Origin of the sequence: Streptomyces sp. NPDC053079, from assembly GCF_044546695.1 — a bacterium.
Classification (GTDB): Bacteria; Actinomycetota; Actinomycetes; order Streptomycetales; family Streptomycetaceae; genus Streptomyces.
Genome location: NZ_JBITZJ010000002.1, coordinates 350,582 through 365,497, shown reverse-complemented (window position 1 = coordinate 365,497; position 14,916 = coordinate 350,582). Strand labels below are relative to the sequence as shown.

Genomic DNA, 14,916 nt, shown 5'->3' with positions numbered 1-14,916 from the left:
GCCGCCCGTCAGACCGCGACGGGTTCGCGGTCGCCCGCCTCGGCGACGACGCCGGGCACGCGGCGCAGTTTGCGCATGGGGCCCAGCTCGCTGTCGTACACCCGCTTGACGCCGTCGCCCAGCGACTCCTCGACGACGCGGATGTCGCGCACGAGCCGCTGCAGGCCGCCCGGTTCGACGGAGGCGGCCTGGTCGGAGCCCCACATGGCGCGGTCGAGGGTGATGTGCCGCTCGACGAAGGCGGCGCCGAGGGCGACGGCGGCGAGGGTGGTCTGCAGGCCGGTCTCGTGGCCGGAGTAGCCGATGGGGACGTTGGGGTACTCGGCCATGAGGGTGTTGACGACCCGCAGGTTGAGCTCGGCGGCGCGGGCCGGGTAGGTCGAGGTGGCGTGGCAGAGCACGATGTTCTCGCTGCCGAGGACCTCGACGGCGTGCCGGATCTGCTTGGGGGTGGACATCCCGGTCGACAGGACGACCGTGCGGCCGGTGGCACGCAGGGTGCGCAGCAGTTCGTCGTCGGTGAGGGAGGCGGAGGCGACCTTGTGGGCCGGGACGTCGAACCCCTCCAGGAAGGCGACGGACTCGGTGTCCCACGGGGAGGCGAACCAGTCGATGCCGCGCGCCCGGCAGTGCTCGTCGATGGCGCGGTAGTCGTCCTCGCCGAACTCGACGCGGTGGCGGTAGTCGATGTACGTCATCCGGCCCCACGGCGTGTCGCGCTCGAGGTCCCACTGGTCACGCGGGGTGCAGACCTCCGGGGTGCGCTTCTGGAACTTCACGGCGTCGCAGCCGGCGTCGGCGGCGGCGTCGATGAGAGCGAAGGCGTTGGCGAGGTCGCCGTTGTGGTTGATGCCGATTTCACCGGTGACGTAGACGGGGTGGCCGGGGCCCACGGGGCGGTTGCCGAGGACGCGAGTGCGGGTGCCGATGCCGGTGTGCGGGGCGGTGCTGGCGGGACTCATGCGAGGCGGTTCCTTAGGTGGAGGGGACTGTCAGAGGGCGGAGAGCGAGGGGCCGAGGAGCCAGGTGGCGATCTCGCGGACGGCGCCGCTGCCGCCGGGTGAGGCGGTCACGGCGCGGGCGGCGCCGCGTACGGAGCCATGGGCGTCGGCGACGGCCACGGGCCAGCCGACGAGGCCGAAGCAGGGCAGGTCGTTGACGTCGTTGCCGGCGTAGAGCACCCGCTCGGGGGCGATGCCGCGCTCCTCGCACCACCGCTTGAGGGCGATGTCCTTGCGGTCGATGCCGTGGATGACGGGCACGCTCAGCTTGCGGCCGCGCGCGGCGACGACGGGGTTGGTCTCGGTGGACAGGATCAGCAGCTCCAGCCCCGCCCGGCGCAGCGCGGCGACGCCGAGCCCGTCGCCGCGGTGGACGGCGACGAACTCGCGCCCGTCGGCGTCGATGAGCACGCGGTCGTCGGTCTGGGTGCCGTCGAAGTCGAGGACGACGGCGTCGACGTCCTCACGGGTGGGCAGGGTGCCGCCGTCGGTGTCGAGCAGCGGCGCCAGCGCCCGGGCCCGGTCGAGGTCGTGCGGCTCGTCGATCTCCAGCACGCGGGCGGCCTCGGTCCGTACGAGCTCGGTCCGCCCGAAGAACCGGTGCCGTGCGGCCCGGAATCCGTCGGCGCGCATGGCGTAGGCGGCACCGGTCTCGAGAAGATCCTGAGGCCGGTCCTGCCGACGGGGACGGTGCGTTTTGTCGTGATTGACGCCGTGCGCCCCGGACCGTTGTGGGCCGTCGTTCCGCAAGGCTGGGGGCACCCCCAGCGGTAGCTGGGGGAGGGGGGGCACGACGGAACCACCGGCGGCAACCACCCCGCCCGAGCCCTCGTTCCGCCACACGAACCCGTGGAACGGCGCCACCGTCAGCGCACTGTCCGCGCCACCCTCGACGACAGCCGAAGCGACACCGTCCACGTCCTCCGTCGTGAGGAACGGACTCGTGCACTGCACCAGCAGGACCGTGCCCACCGTGCGGTCGCACATCGCCTCGTACGCGTCCATGGCATGCAGCACCGCCGCCTCGCTCGTCGCGGTGTCCCCCGCGATCGCCGGCGGGCGGCGGACGACCACCGCGCCCGCGCCGCGCGCCGCCTGGGCGATGGCGGGGTCGTCGGTGGACACGACGACGTCCGTGACCAGGCGCGAGGCCCGGCACTGGTGGACCGCCCGGACGACGAGCGGTACGCCCCCGACGGCGGCGAGGTTCTTGGAGGGCACCCCCTTGGAGCCGCCGCGGGCGGGGATGACGGCCAGGACGGCCGGTGGGGCGGACATGGTGGGCTCCTCGGGGTCCGGTGCGGTCGGGGGCGCCGTCACAGCTCGCCCATCCGGCGGATGACGGGCGCCACGCGCTGCACGCCGTGCCGGTACGCGCCGCGGGCGGCGTCGCGCAGGGCGCTGCGCGTGGCGCGGCGCAGGGCGCTCTCCTCGCGCGCCGGGGCCGCGCGCCCGGGCAGCGGGCCGCCCTGCGGGTCGAAGCCGTGGCGGGCGAGGATCGCGGGCAGATAGCCGGGCGCGGTCCGCGCGGTGTAGTAGGGGGCGAGCGGCGGCAGGGCGCTGCGCGCGGTGAGGTCCGCGATGCGCTCGCGGGCAGCGTCGAAAGCGTGCTCGTACGTGCCGTCCGCCGCGACGCCCTGGCGCGCCGTCCACCGGGGGTCGGGTTCGGGCAGGTGGCCGGCGTCGAGCTCGTCCCAGGAGGCGAGGCAGCCGGAGCCGAGGAAGTGGTGGTTGCCCAGGGGCTCGCGGATGCCGAGGTCGGTGAGGACGGCCGTGGGCACGGCGCGGTGGAGGGATTCGAGGGCGGCCGTGGAGCTGACGGTCACCAGGAGGTCGGTGCGGTCGAGCACGTCGCCCATGTGGCCGTAGATCAGGCGGCAGTTGGGCGGGAGGCCGCCGGGGACCTTGGCCGCCAGCTTCTGGTAGGGGTGTTCCTCGATGTGGGTGGTGTGTTCCCCGGGTCTGCTGCGCAGTTTAAAAAGGACGACACGGTCCTGGTGCAGACGGGCGTGACGGGCGGCGCGTTCGAGGAGGTAGGTCCGGTCGGCGCGGCCCTCCGGGACGGAGGGCTGGGCGGCGAACACCACGGTGTACGGGCGGTCTTGGGCGGCTCCGGCGTAGCGCTCGCCGCCCAGGAACGGCAGTGCGCATTCGGTGACGCTGTCGTCCGGGGCGCCGGTGCCCGCGTAGACGGCGCGGAAACGCTCGGCGTCGTGGCGGGAGTTGGCGAGGACCACGTCCGCGCCGTGCCGCAGCAGCAGGCCGTCCGCCAACTTCTCGTAGACGACGCCGACATAGCCGGTGACGACCACCGGCCGGGCGGGCGCGGCCGCCCAGGCGTGGCCCAGTCCGTGCAGCATCGCCTGGACCGCGCCGCCGACGCAGGCCAGTACGACGACGTCGTACCGCTCCCGCCCGGCCGCGGCGACGAACTCCGCGCCGGTGACCTCGCGCAGCGCGTCCGCGCGGACGCCGACCTCGGCGAGCTGGCGGACCGTGGGGGTCGCGCGCCCGCGCAGGAGGTAGCCGTCGAGGGGGCCGCCGGGGGCGAGCCGGTGCGCGGTGAGCGCCCCCCATTTCCACCGGGTGTCGGAGTCCGCGAGCACGGCGACCCGCGGTGGGGGCGACGGGCATTCAGCACGTGATGGCACGTCGCCGACGATAGAAATCCATTCCGTTTCGTTGCCCAACGGGACTTCAACAGCCGGTAAACAGCACACCGACGGTCGGCGAAGCGGTTGACGCGCAAAGGTGGTTCATCGATCCGCCGTGCTTCGTTCACCTCTCCTTATGGCCTGCGTCAGAACGAATGCCGGGGCGCCACATAGCGTCACGCGCGTGGTCAAGCTCTCCGTCATCGTGCCGTTCTTCAACGTGCAGACATACGCCCCCGACACACTGAGAAGTCTGGGTGCGAACGCACGTGAGGACTTCGAATTCATTCTCGTCGACGACTGCTCGACGGACGGCACGCCCGCCCTCCTGGAGCGCGCCGGCCGCGAGGTGCCGGGGGCGGTGGTGGTCCGCCACGGGACGAACGAGGGGCTGGCCACCGCCCGCAACACGGGCCTGGACGCGGCGCGCGGGCAGTTCGTCACCTTCCTCGACGGCGACGACTGGCTCGCGCCCGGGTACCTCGCCCGGCTGCTGGCGGTGATCGAGGAGCTGGGCGTGGACTTCGTCCGTACCGACCACGTCCAGTGCGTGGGCCGCACCCGCACGATCCACCGGGTGCCGATCGGCCGGCGCGGCGTGGCGCTGCGGCCGCGCGAGGCCATACTGCCCGCCGGGCGTTCCACGTCCGTGGACTATCCGTACGCGTGGGCGGGCATCTACCACCGCCGGCTGCTGGACGCGGGGCTGCTGCACTTCCGGCACGGGCTGCGGACCGCCGAGGACCGGCCGTGGATCTGGCGGCTGCACCGCGAGGCGGATTCCTTCGCCGTCGCCGGATTGCTCGGCGTCTTTTACCGGCGCGGGGTGGCGACGTCACTCACTCAAATCGGTGACGTACGGCAGCTGGATTTCATTCGCGCGTTCGACCAGGTAATCGAGGAAACGGTGCGGGACGTGGATGCGGAGAAACTCCTGCCAAAGGCGGTCCGTACGTATTGCGCGATTATGGCGCACCATTTGGGCTCCATCGAGAGATTCGAACCCGCGGTCGCCAGAACATTGCGTTGGATGTGTGCGGCGGCCATGAAGAGGCTGCCGCAGGATCTTCTCAAGGACGCCCTGAATTCCATGGACGCGGACCGGGCCGCCCGGTTGCGCAGGCTGCGCCGCCGGCCGGTGGCGTCCGTACCGGCGCAGGTGAGCGCCCGATGACCGCACGCCGCCGCACCCAGCTCCTGCTCGCCTCGACGCTCTACGGGGCCGCCACGCTCGCCGCCGCGCTCGACGCGGGGCTCCTGGGGCAGGCCGACCGCAGGCTGCTGCTCGTCGCCAACACCGCTGCGGTCCCGGAGACCACACCCGCCTTCGACGAGGCGCCCGGCTTCGAGCGGTTGCGCACCCGCTTCGACGGGGTGCTGTCGTGGAACGAGACGATCCGCCCCTTCCATCCCACCGCCTGGTCCCCGCGCCCGGACGACGTCCCGCTGTGGGAGCGCCACCTGCGGCTGCTGTGGGGGCTCGGCGAGGACGAGGTGACGATCGCCTTGGAGTCCATCCAGGTCAACCCCGCCCTCGCCCTGGTCCAGCTCTTCCCCGACGCGCCGCTGGAGGTCTACGCCGACGGGCTGATGAGCTACGGGCCCACGCGCAGCAAGCTCGACCCGCTGATCGGCACGCGCGTGGCCCGCCTCCTGCACCTCGACCTGGTGCCCGGCCTGGAGCCGTTGCTGCTGCGGGAGTTCGGGGTCGAGCCGCACGTCGTGCCGGGCGAGGTCTTCACCAAGGTGCTGGCCGAGCTCGCCGACGCGGCCGACGGCAGCCTGCCGCGGGCGCCGGAGGGGGCGGCGCTGCTGCTGGGCCAGTACCTGTCGGCGCTGGACATCCTCTCGCCCGAGGAGGAGGAGCGGCTGCACGTGCGGATGCTGCGCGGCGCGGTCGGGCGCGGCCACCGCGACGTGGTCTTCAAGCCGCATCCCTCGGCGCCGGCCCGCTGGTCGCGGATGCTGGAGGAGGAGGCGGCCCGGCTCGGCGCGGCGCTGACGGTTCTGGACGCGCCCGTACTGGCGGAGGTCGTCTACCAGCGGCTGCGGCCCGCGCTCGTCGTCGCCTGCTTCTCCACCGCCCTGCTGACCGCGAACACCTTCTACGGGCTGCCCGTCGCCCGGTGCGGGACCGATCTGCTGCTGGAGCGGCTCACGCCGTACCAGAACAGCAATCGCGTGCCGGTGACCATCGTCGACGCGCTGCTGCCCGATCTCGACGACCCGGTGCGCCCGTGCGGCGACCCGGAGCGGTTGGGCGGGCTGCTCGCGGCCGTCGGCTTCGCGATGCAGCCGCAGGTCAACCCGGGGCTGCGGCCGGCCGCCGAGCGCTATCTGGCCGCGCACCTCGACGCCCGTACCCGGCGCTACTTCAAGCGGCGCCGCCTGACCTCGCTGGCGCTGCCCGGCGCGGTCCCGTCCCAGCTGGCCTTCCTGCCGCGCAGCCCGGCCGTGCGCACGGTGGCCCGCCGGGCGCGGGCGCTGCGCAGAAGGCTGGTGGGCAGGAAGACGCGGAAAACGGTGACCACCGCATGAGCGCGACGACCCCGGTCCTGCCCGGCACCCGCACCCGCCCGCCGGCGGGGAAGGCGGGCAGGAGCGGGCCGTCCGGGCGGCTGCGGGCCCTGGACGGGCTGCGGCTGATCGCCGCGCTGATGGTGGCGGCGTACCACTACGGCGGGCGGGACGGTGACGTGAGCCGGGCGTGGGGCGCCTCGCCGCGGCACGAGTTCCCGCACTTGTCGGCGGCCTTCGCCTACGGCTGTCTGGGGGTGCAGATCTTCTTCGTCATCAGCGGCTTCGTGATCTGCATGAGCGGCTGGGGCCGCCCCCTGCGCTCGTTCTTCGCCTCGCGTGCGGCCCGCCTCTACCCCGCGTACTGGGCGGCGATCGTGCTGGTCACGCTGGTCTTCGCGCTGCCGTGGGTGACGTACCGGCCGGTGTCGGCCAGCGACGCGCTGGTGAACCTGACCATGCTGCAGCAGCCGGCCGGGGCCGAGCGGGTGCTGGGGGTGTGCTGGACGCTGTGGGCGGAGGTGCGCTTCTACGCGCTGTTCGCGCTGTTCGTGGTGCTGCCGGGGGCGACGCGGCGGCGGGTGGTGCTGTTCTGCGCGGTGTGGACGCTGATGACGGTGGTCACGACGGCGTCCCATGTGGAGTTCCTGCGGGTGGTGTTCATGCCGGAGTACGCGTCGTTCTTCATCGGCGGCATCGGCCTGTACCTGATCCACCGCTTCGGCCACGACGCCCTGTCCTGGGGCATCGTGGCGGTGAGCTTCCTGCTGGGCCAGCACTACGCGGTGAGGGGGCTGTGGCACCCGCCGAACCCCCACTACTTCTCCTACCGCTCCCCCTACGTCATCATCGCCGTCCTGGCCCTGGGCTACGCGGCCGTCGCGGCGGTGGCGCTGGGCCGGACGGGCTGGGCGAACTGGCGGTGGCTGCCGTTCGCGGGCGCGCTGACGTACCCCTTCTACCTCGTGCACGAACACCTGGGGTGGGTCGTGATCAGCGCCCTGCACCGGGGGCTGGGCGTCCCCTCGTACGCGGCGTTCGCCCTGACGGTGCTGGTGATGCTGGTACTGGCCTGGGCGCTCCACCGCTGGGTGGAGCGCCGCCTCACGCCCGTGCTGCGCAGGTCATTGGGGGGCGGTGACGCCATGTCCGCCGGCGCCCGGGGCCGGGGCGCGGCGGGAGGGCTTCATTAGCGTCACGTCGATGCCGGCGACGATCGCGGCCAGGCTCTCCTCGAAGCCCTTGTCGAGGTCGCCGAAGAACTCCCGGCCGGCCTCACCCGCCAGGGGGTAGCCCGCCATGCGCAGGGCGCGGCCTTCCAGGTCGTACGCGGGGTCGCGGCTGCCGCCCGGCAGCGGGTAGATGGACTGCTCCTCGATGACGTAACCGACCGCGAAGGTGTGGGCGGTGAACCAGGCACGGGCCCCGCCGCGTACGGAGGCGCCCTCGCCCGTCCACACCTCCAGGAACCGCTCCAGCGGTATCGCGTGGTGGTTCTCGGTGAACCGCGTGCCGCTGAAGACCTTCGCGCCGTCGCGGTAGCCGAGCAGGGTGCGGCGCGTGACGCGGGTGGCCGCGGTCAGGTGCTCCTGCCACGTGGCGGCCTCGATGCCCTCCAGCGGCTCGAGCATGCGCCGCATCATCTCGGTGGCCATCTCGTCGAGCAGTTCCTGCTTGTTCTTGAAGTGCCAGTACAGGGCGGGCGCCTGCACGTCGAGCTCGTTGGCGATCCGCCGCAGGGCCAGCCCTTCGAGGCCCACGTCGTTCAGCACCCGCAGCGCCGTGTCGGCCACGCGTGAGCGGTCCAGTCTCTTCGGTCGAGTTCCCACCTTGACAGCTTAACGGTGTTCAGGCCACGCTGGGTAGCGTGAACTTAACGTCGTTAAGGGGGCTTGCATGAGCATTGACACGTGCACCAGCACATCCACCGGCACCGAGGTGCTGATCGTGGGGTCCGGCCCGACCGGGCTCGTCCTGGCCATCGACCTCGCCCGGCGCGGCATCCGCCACCGCGTCGTGGACCGCGCGCCCCGCGGCTTCCCCGGCTCGCGCGGCACGGGCCTGCAGCCGCGCACGCTGGAGGTCTTCGAGGATCTGGGCGTCCTGCCCGCGTTCCTGGCGGCCGGCGGCCCCTGCCCGCCGATGATGAACTGGGACGGCCCCCGGCAGCTCGGCGAGTGGGAGCTGGTCGAGCGCGCCGCCCCCACGCCCGCCGCGCCGTACGGCGAGGTGCTGATGCTGCCCCAGTGGCGCACGGTCGAGATCCTGGGCGCCCGCCTGGCCGAGCTCGGCGGCCACGTCGACTTCGACACCGAGCTGACGGACTTCAGCCAGGACGCCGACGGCGTCACGGCCACGCTCACGCACGCCGACGGCGAGCGCGAGACCGTGCGGGTGGACTATCTGGTCGGCGCCGACGGCGGTCGCAGCACCGTGCGCAAGGCGCTGGGCGTCGACTTCGAGGGCGACTTCGTCGATCCCCGCCCCGTCCTCCTGGCCGACTTCTTCCTCGAGGGGCTGGAGCGCACGCACTGGCACATATGGCCCCAGGCGCCGGGCGGAATGGTGATGATGCGCCCGCTGGAGGGCACCGAGTCCTTCCAGTTCCTCGCCCGGTTCGAGGACACCGGCCACACGCCGGACGCCGAACGGGACGCCACTCCCGAGGCCCTTCAGCGCCTGCTCGAGGAGCGCACGGGCCGCACGGACCTGCGGGTGGGCGAGGTGACGTGGTCCTCGACGTTCCGGGCGCGGGCCGCGATGGCCGGGCGGTTCCGCTCGGACCGGGTCCTCCTCGCCGGGGACGCCGCGCACGTGCACTCCCCCGCCGGCGGCCAGGGCCTCAACACCAGCCTGCAGGACGCCTACAACCTCGGCTGGAAGCTCGACGCGGTGCTGCGGCTGAACGCCCCGGACACCCTGCTCGACACCTATGAGTCCGAGCGGATGGAGGTGGCGGCCGGCGTGCTGGGGCTGAGCACCCGCGTCCACCGCGCCGACCAGGGCGATAACCCGCGGCGCGGCACCGAGACCCACCAGCTCGGCATCGGCTACCCCACCAGCCCGCTGACGCGCGAGCTGCGCCAGGACGTCCCGGAGGGCGCCCTGCGGGCCGGGGACCGGGCGCCGGACGCGCCGTGCAAGGACCCCTCGGGCGCCACGGTCCGGCTCTTCGATGCCTTCCGCGGCCCGCAGTTCACCCTGCTGGCCGTCGGGTACGAGGACGGGCTGCCGGCCTTCGAGGGCGGCCTGGCGCGGACGTACCGCGTCGAGGGTCCGACGCCGGACCTGCGCGACCCCGACGGCCATGCGCGAGCGGCGTACGGGAGCGGGCTGTTCCTGATACGCCCCGACGGGTACGTCGGTCTGGCGACCGACGACCCGTCGGATGTGAGCGCGTATCTGAGGGAGATCACCGGCCAGGGGTGATCCCTCCGGCCGGCCGCCCCCGCCCGCCCGCCCGCCGGGGCTCGCTACAGCACGAGCGAGAGGAGGAGCACGAAGCCGATCCCGACGACCGAGATCACGGTCTCCATGAGCGACCAGGTCTTGATGGTCTGGCCCACGCTCATGCCGAAGTACTCCTTGACCATCCAGAAGCCGGCGTCGTTGACGTGGGAGAAGAACAGCGATCCCGCGCCGACGGCCAGGACGAGCAGGGCCGAGTGCGTCGTGCTCATGTCCGCGGCGAGCGGTGCGACGAGCCCGGCGGCGGAGATGGTGGCCACCGTCGCCGACCCGGTCGCCAGCCGGATGCCGACGGCGATCAGCCAGGCGAGGAGGAGGGCGGAGACGGACCAGTCCTCGGAGATGTCCAGGATCATCCGTCCGACGCCCACGTCGATCAGGGTCTGCTTGAAGCCGCCGCCCGCGCCGACGATGAGCAGGATGCCGGCGATCGGCACGAGCGACTTCTCCACGGTCCCGGCGAGCCGGTCGCGGCCGAAGCCGGCAGCCCGGCCGAGGGTGAACAGCCCCACCAGGACGGCGGCGAGGAGGGCGATCAGCGGGGAGCCGACGACGTCGGTGACGCGCTGGAGGTGGTTCTTCGGGTCGTCCACGACGATGTCGACGAGCGCCTTGGCGAGCATCAGCAGCACGGGCAGCATGACCGTGCCCACGGTGACGCCGAAGCCGGGACGGCGGGCCAGGTCCTCGGAGGGACGCTGCGGGATGAGCTTCTCGGGCGGGGCGATGTCGACCCAGCGGGCGGCGTAGCGGGAGAACAGCGGACCCGCGATCACCGCGGTGGGTATGGCCACGAGCACGCCCAGAGCCAGGGTGACGCCGAGGTCGGCGTGGATGGCGTCGATGGCGGCCAGCGGGCCGGGGTGCGGGGGCACCAGCCCGTGCATCACCGACAGGCCGGCGAGGGCGGGGATGCCGATCCGCATCAGCGAGTGGTGGCCGCGCTTGGCGACCAGCAGCACCACCGGGATCAGCAGCACGATCCCGACCTCGAAGAACAGCGGCAGGCCGATGACGCCGGCGATCAGCACGATCGCCCAGGGCATCGAGCGTGTGCCCGCCCTGGCCAGGATCGTGTCGACGATCTGATCGGCGCCGCCGGAGTCGGCCAGCAGCTTGCCCAGGATCGCGCCGAGCGCGATGAGCACGCCCACCCCCGCCACGGTGGCGCCCAGGCCGCCGGTGAAGCTGGCGATGACCTTGTCGAGCGGCGCGCCTGCCACCGCGCCGAGGACCAGCGAACCGATGGTCAGCGAGAGAAACGCGTGCAGTTTGAAGCGGGTGATGAGGAGGACTATGACGGCGATGCCGATGAGGACGGCGGTGCCCAGCTGTGCGTGACCTGCCGAAGTGATCGGTGCGGTGGGGGCCGCGGCCAGCATCTCGACGCTGAGAGTGCTCACGGGGCTTCCTTGAGAGGGGGGAGGGGGGAGGTGTTCAGAGCCGCCGCAGCGCGGCGACCGCCCGCTCGGCGATGACGGCCGCCTCGGGCGTGACGTCGACGACGACACCCGCCTCGTCGGCCTCGAGCGGTTCGAGGGTGGCGAACTGGGAGTCCAGCAGCCGGGTGGTCATGAAGTGCCCCTTGCGGGCGGCCATGCGGTCGGCGATCAGCTCGCGGTCGCCGGTGAGGTGCAGAAAGACGACCGTGCCGGGTGCGGCGGCGCGCAGCCGGTCGCGGTAGGCGCGCTTGAGCGCGGAGCAGCTGACCACGCCGCCCGCCCCCGCCTCCGCCTCCGCCCGGCCGCGGGCCCAGTCGCCGATGGCGTCGAGCCAGGGGGCGCGGTCGGCGTCGTCCAGGGGGGTGCCCGCCGACATCTTGGCGATGTTGGCGGGCGGGTGGAAGTCGTCGCCCTCGGCGTACGGAACGCCGAGCGCCTGCGCGACCAGGGGCCCGACCGTGGTCTTGCCCGTTCCGGCCACGCCCATGACCACGACGATGTGGGTGTTCATGGCGGTAACTGAAACCGATGAGGTACGACGTATTCAAGCCTCGTGATTAAAACGTCATACTTATTCGCGCGCACCGCTCTTCCAGGCCCCCGTAGGCTGACCCCATGGACAGAGCACAGGGCCAGCACGAGCGCGTGCTCGACTCCCTCGGGCCGGCGATCACCGGGGGCGATTACCCGCCGGGCAGCGTGCTGCGCACCGACGAGCTCGAGGAGCGCTTCGACGTCTCGCGCACGGTCGTCCGCGAGGTGATCCGCGTCCTGGAGTCCATGCACCTGGTCACCTCCCGGCGCCGCGTCGGCGTGACCGTGCTCCCGGCCGACGAGTGGAACGTCTACGACCCCCGCGTCATCCGCTGGCGTCTGGCCGGCCCCGACCGGCCGCGCCAGCTGCGCTCCCTGACGGTGCTGCGCTCGGCGATCGAACCCGTCGCGGCCGGCCTCGCCGCCCGCCTCGCCACGCCCGAGCAGTGCGCCGAACTGACCGAGCACGCCCTGGGCATGGTGGCCACCTCGCGCGGCCAGCAGCTGGAGCGCTATCTGGTCCACGACATCGCCTTCCACCGGGTGATCCTGCGGGCCTCGGGCAATGAGATGTTCGCGCGGCTGGGCGATGTCGTCGCGGAGGTCCTCACGGGCCGCACCCATCACCAGGTGATGTTCACCGACCCCGACCCGGCCGCGGTGACCCTGCACGTGCGCGTCGCCGAGGCCGTACGGGAGCGGGACGCGGCCCGGGCGGAGGCGCTGACCAGGGAGATCGCGACGGGGGCGATGGCGGAGCTGGACGTCCTGGTGCCCTGAGGGCTGACGCCCTGAGTCCTGATGCCCCGAGGAGGGGCGCACCGGCGCTCACTTCGCCGGATCCCCCGGTGGCGGCCGCAGTTCGTACCACCGCCGGTCCGCCTCCAGCTGGGCGGCCAGCGAGATCAGCAGCGGCTCGCTGTTCGACGGTCCCAGCAGTTGTGCGCCCATCGGCAGCCCGGCCTCGGTGAGGCCGGAGGGCACGCTCAGGGCGGGCCAGCCCAGGACGTTCCAGGGCCAGGCGTACGGACAGGCCGCGATCATGCGGGAGTTGGTCTCGCGGCCGCCGAGGCCGGCCAGGTCGCCGGTGCGCAGCGGCGGTACGGCCGTGGTGGGCGTCAGTACGGCGTCGAAGCGCCAGAACATCTCCCCGATCCTGCGTCGCAGCGGTGCCTCCGCGGCCCGTGCCGCGCGCAGCACCCCGCCGCCGAGCAGCAGCCCGCCGCGTACGTTCGCGTGCGTGCGGGGGTCGAGCGCCGCGCGGTCGGGCACACGGGCGGACCAGTCGCGCACCCCGGCCATCGAGCGGGGCACGAAGGCGAAGCCGATCGGTCCGTAGCGCGGGTCCTCCTCCACGACTTCGTGCCCGAGCACCTCCAGCCGTTCGGCGATGCGCAGCGTCGCGGCCCGGACGGCCGGGTCCAGCCAGTGCCGGACGGCGGCGAAGGCAGGCCGCAGCGACAGCGCGATCCGCAGCCGGCGCCGCGGCCCGTGCCCGGCGGCGGCGAGGATGTCGACGGCCGGCGGCCGGTGCAGGTCACCCTCGTGCGAGCCGCTCGCCGCGCTCAGCAGCAGCGCGGCGTCGCCGACCGTGCGGGCGAACGGCCCGTCGGCGGTGATGCCCCGGAACGACTCCCGCTGCGGCCACGTCGAGATCCGCCCCCGCTGGGGTTTGATGCCGACCAGGTGCGTCCAGGCGGCGGGTATCCGGATCGAGCCCGCGCCGTCCGAGCCCAGCGCGGCCGGTACGAGCCCGGCGGCGACGGCCGCGGCGGAGCCTCCGGAGGAGCCGCCGGGGGTGTGGCGCAGGCTCCAGGGGTTGCGCGTCACGCCGAAGGCGGGCCCGTCGGTGACGGGCCACTGGCCCAGTTCGGGCGTGTTGGTCTTGCCGACGATCACCGCGCCGGCGGCCCGTAAGCGGCGCACGGCCTCGCTGTCGTCCTTCTTCGCCGGGAAGTCGCCGGGGCAGCCGAAGGCGGTCGGCTCGCCGGCGACGTCCATGTCGTCCTTGACGGCGACGGGCACACCCAGCAGCGGTGTGCGCTCGCCCGCCGCGAGCCGCCGGTCGGCGGTCTCCGCCTCGCGCAGCGCCGCTTCCGCGCGGACCCGCCGGAACGCGTTGAGTGTCGGCTGCGTCGCCTCGATGCGCCGCAGCGACCGCTCCACCAGCTCCCGCGAGGAGACCTGGCGCCCGGCCAGGGCCCGTACCTGCTCCTGGAGCCCCTCGTGTTCCTCGCCGCTGAAACCGGTCACACCGATCCCCCTTCCCCCACTCGAACACACGTTAACGGCACAGGAGTTGCAGGACCACCAGGCCTCACGGGGCGACGGTGTCGCCCAGGAAGAGCGGGAGGCAGGGTTCCAGGCCGTGGATCTCGACGGGGACGGCGCGGTGCGCCTGCCATGCCTCGCGGTCGAGGCGCAGGCGCCGGAAGGTGCGGGCCCGGCCGCGCACGGAGGCGACGAGCAGGCCGTCGGGGCGGTAGCCGAGCCTGCGGGAGACGCCGAGGGAGCGGGGGTTGTCCGGCATGGCGGCCGACGTCATGAACCGGGCGCCCAGGCCCTCGAACGCCAGGTGGGCGACCGCCGCCCGCATCTCGGTGCCGATGCCGCGGCCCTGGTGGGCCAGGCCCAGCCATGAGCCGGTCTCGATCTCCCGGGTCACCGCGTAGTCGACGGCGGTGAGGTCCTGCCGGCCGACCGGCTCGCCGTCGCAGAGGACGGCCAGGCTCAGCGTCCACTTCTCCGGGCGCCAGTCGGCGACGGTGCCGAGCAGGTGCTGGAACGTCGCCCGGCCGCGCTCGACGGCAGTGCCGTCGGTCCAGGGGATCAGGAAGGGCATCTCGCCCGGTTCGTGCACACCGTCCGCCCCCACGGCCGAGAGGCCGTCGAGCAGGGGCAGGTCGGGCAGTCTCAGTTCGAGTCGAGGCGTGGTGATGCGCAGCCCGTACAGGGGCCAGTAGTGGATTCCCATGACGAAAGCCTGCCGGTGGGCGGCCTGTTGACGCGAACCGATTTACGACGGCCACCTCCGCCCTCGTTCACTCCTTCGGGTGGATAAACACCCCCAGTGGGCGTAGTCCGGGATGCTCTGGGCATTTGCGCATCACAGTGCAGATTCCGCACTGGATCAGGGGCGGGAAGGGGTCTCCTCATGGACCAGCACGAGCTGTACGAACCGCCGGCGATGGCGGAAGTCGGCGACTTCGCCGAGCTGACGCGCGGCGAAGCCCTCGGGGCGTTCTATGAAGGCGGGTTCCCGCCCTACGAGTGGTACCTCGGCCCCGCCTGAGGCCGCCG

14 protein-coding genes are annotated in these 14,916 nt (G+C 73.0%); 6 read left to right on the top strand and 8 right to left on the bottom strand.

All coding sequences use genetic code 11. The features are described 5' to 3' along the window. Window positions 1-8: 8 nt before the first annotated feature. From ACIGXW_RS08875 to ACIGXW_RS08865, 3 genes are read right to left on the bottom strand one after another with little or no spacing between them, the layout of a single operon-like run. On the bottom strand, window positions 9-962 hold the full coding sequence (locus ACIGXW_RS08875) for an N-acetylneuraminate synthase family protein (protein ID WP_399571440.1): 954 nt from the start codon (window positions 960-962) through the stop codon (window positions 9-11). A gap of 30 nt (window positions 963-992) precedes the next feature. Further along, the gene (locus tag ACIGXW_RS08870) at window positions 993-2,279 is read right to left on the bottom strand and encodes a cytidylyltransferase domain-containing protein (RefSeq protein WP_399571438.1); all 1,287 of its coding nucleotides are present in this window, start codon (window positions 2,277-2,279) and stop codon (window positions 993-995) included. Window positions 2,280-2,317: 38 nt separating this feature from the next. Next, entirely contained in the window at window positions 2,318-3,607 is a 1,290-nt protein-coding gene (locus tag ACIGXW_RS08865; RefSeq protein ID WP_399572475.1) for a DUF6716 putative glycosyltransferase, read from the bottom strand. Between the two features lie 232 nt (window positions 3,608-3,839). Here ACIGXW_RS08865 and ACIGXW_RS08860 point away from each other — a divergent pair, with 232 nt between their 5' ends. The 3 genes from ACIGXW_RS08860 to ACIGXW_RS08850 are packed head-to-tail and all read left to right on the top strand — an operon-like array spanning window position 3,840 to window position 7,365. Then, window positions 3,840-4,829, top strand: coding sequence for a glycosyltransferase family 2 protein (locus tag ACIGXW_RS08860; protein WP_399571435.1), 990 nt, complete (start codon window positions 3,840-3,842; stop codon window positions 4,827-4,829). After that, entirely contained in the window at window positions 4,826-6,193 is a 1,368-nt protein-coding gene (locus ACIGXW_RS08855; protein WP_399571433.1) for a polysialyltransferase family glycosyltransferase, read from the top strand. Before ACIGXW_RS08860 ends, ACIGXW_RS08855 begins: the two co-directional genes overlap by 4 nt. Continuing rightward, window positions 6,190-7,365, top strand: coding sequence for an acyltransferase family protein (locus ACIGXW_RS08850; RefSeq protein WP_399571430.1), 1,176 nt, complete (start codon window positions 6,190-6,192; stop codon window positions 7,363-7,365). The genes ACIGXW_RS08855 and ACIGXW_RS08850 overlap by 4 nt, the downstream gene beginning before the upstream one ends. Here the strand turns inward: ACIGXW_RS08850 and ACIGXW_RS08845 are convergent. Beyond that, on the bottom strand, window positions 7,297-8,001 hold the full coding sequence (locus tag ACIGXW_RS08845; RefSeq protein ID WP_399571428.1) for a TetR/AcrR family transcriptional regulator C-terminal domain-containing protein: 705 nt from the start codon (window positions 7,999-8,001) through the stop codon (window positions 7,297-7,299). The two genes, ACIGXW_RS08850 and ACIGXW_RS08845, sit on opposite strands and share 69 nt — an antisense overlap. A gap of 67 nt (window positions 8,002-8,068) precedes the next feature. Here ACIGXW_RS08845 and ACIGXW_RS08840 point away from each other — a divergent pair, with 67 nt between their 5' ends. Further along, window positions 8,069-9,601: an FAD-dependent monooxygenase gene (locus ACIGXW_RS08840; protein WP_399571426.1), complete on the top strand. Its 1,533-nt coding sequence runs from the start codon at window positions 8,069-8,071 to the stop codon at window positions 9,599-9,601. Between the two features lie 44 nt (window positions 9,602-9,645). Here ACIGXW_RS08840 and ACIGXW_RS08835 read toward each other — a convergent pair whose 3' ends face one another. Then, a complete protein-coding gene (locus ACIGXW_RS08835) occupies window positions 9,646-11,043 on the bottom strand; it encodes a gluconate:H+ symporter (RefSeq protein WP_071964981.1) in 1,398 nt (465 codons plus the stop codon). 34 nt (window positions 11,044-11,077) lie between these two features. Continuing rightward, window positions 11,078-11,593 carry a gluconokinase gene (locus tag ACIGXW_RS08830; protein WP_399571424.1) on the bottom strand — a complete coding sequence of 172 codons (516 nt, stop codon included), beginning with the start codon at window positions 11,591-11,593 and terminating at the stop codon, window positions 11,078-11,080. Between the two features lie 104 nt (window positions 11,594-11,697). Between ACIGXW_RS08830 and ACIGXW_RS08825 the strand changes: the two genes are divergently transcribed. Beyond that, window positions 11,698-12,396: a FadR/GntR family transcriptional regulator gene (locus ACIGXW_RS08825; protein ID WP_399571421.1), complete on the top strand. Its 699-nt coding sequence runs from the start codon at window positions 11,698-11,700 to the stop codon at window positions 12,394-12,396. 48 nt (window positions 12,397-12,444) lie between these two features. On the opposite strand, the gene ACIGXW_RS08820 is transcribed toward ACIGXW_RS08825, so the two are convergent. Both ACIGXW_RS08820 and ACIGXW_RS08815 read right to left on the bottom strand, forming a co-directional pair. Continuing rightward, window positions 12,445-13,869, bottom strand: a complete 1,425-nt coding sequence (locus ACIGXW_RS08820) for an amidase (RefSeq protein ID WP_399571419.1) — start codon at window positions 13,867-13,869, stop codon at window positions 12,445-12,447. 64 nt (window positions 13,870-13,933) lie between these two features. Further along, window positions 13,934-14,590, bottom strand: coding sequence for a GNAT family N-acetyltransferase (locus ACIGXW_RS08815; RefSeq protein WP_399571416.1), 657 nt, complete (start codon window positions 14,588-14,590; stop codon window positions 13,934-13,936). Between the two features lie 180 nt (window positions 14,591-14,770). On the opposite strand from ACIGXW_RS08815, the gene ACIGXW_RS08810 reads away from it, so the two are divergent. Further along, window positions 14,771-14,908 carry a lasso RiPP family leader peptide-containing protein gene (locus ACIGXW_RS08810; protein WP_399571413.1) on the top strand — a complete coding sequence of 46 codons (138 nt, stop codon included), beginning with the start codon at window positions 14,771-14,773 and terminating at the stop codon, window positions 14,906-14,908. Window positions 14,909-14,916 lie beyond the last annotated feature (8 nt).

Excerpts from the sequence above, each read along its gene's own strand:
- ACIGXW_RS08840 (WP_399571426.1), top strand. The coding sequence starts at position 8,069 with ATGAGCATTGACACGTGCACCAGCACATCCACCGGCACCGAGGTGCTG.
- ACIGXW_RS08825 (WP_399571421.1), top strand. The coding sequence starts at position 11,698 with ATGGACAGAGCACAGGGCCAGCACGAGCGCGTGCTCGACTCCCTCGGG.
- ACIGXW_RS08815 (WP_399571416.1), bottom strand. The coding sequence starts at position 14,590 with ATGGGAATCCACTACTGGCCCCTGTACGGGCTGCGCATCACCACGCCT.
- ACIGXW_RS08810 (WP_399571413.1), top strand. The coding sequence starts at position 14,771 with ATGGACCAGCACGAGCTGTACGAACCGCCGGCGATGGCGGAAGTCGGC.
- ACIGXW_RS08855 (WP_399571433.1), top strand. The coding sequence starts at position 4,826 with ATGACCGCACGCCGCCGCACCCAGCTCCTGCTCGCCTCGACGCTCTAC.
- ACIGXW_RS08850 (WP_399571430.1), top strand. The coding sequence starts at position 6,190 with ATGAGCGCGACGACCCCGGTCCTGCCCGGCACCCGCACCCGCCCGCCG.
- ACIGXW_RS08875 (WP_399571440.1), bottom strand. The coding sequence starts at position 962 with ATGAGTCCCGCCAGCACCGCCCCGCACACCGGCATCGGCACCCGCACT.
- ACIGXW_RS08870 (WP_399571438.1), bottom strand. The coding sequence starts at position 2,279 with ATGTCCGCCCCACCGGCCGTCCTGGCCGTCATCCCCGCCCGCGGCGGC.
- ACIGXW_RS08830 (WP_399571424.1), bottom strand. The coding sequence starts at position 11,593 with ATGAACACCCACATCGTCGTGGTCATGGGCGTGGCCGGAACGGGCAAG.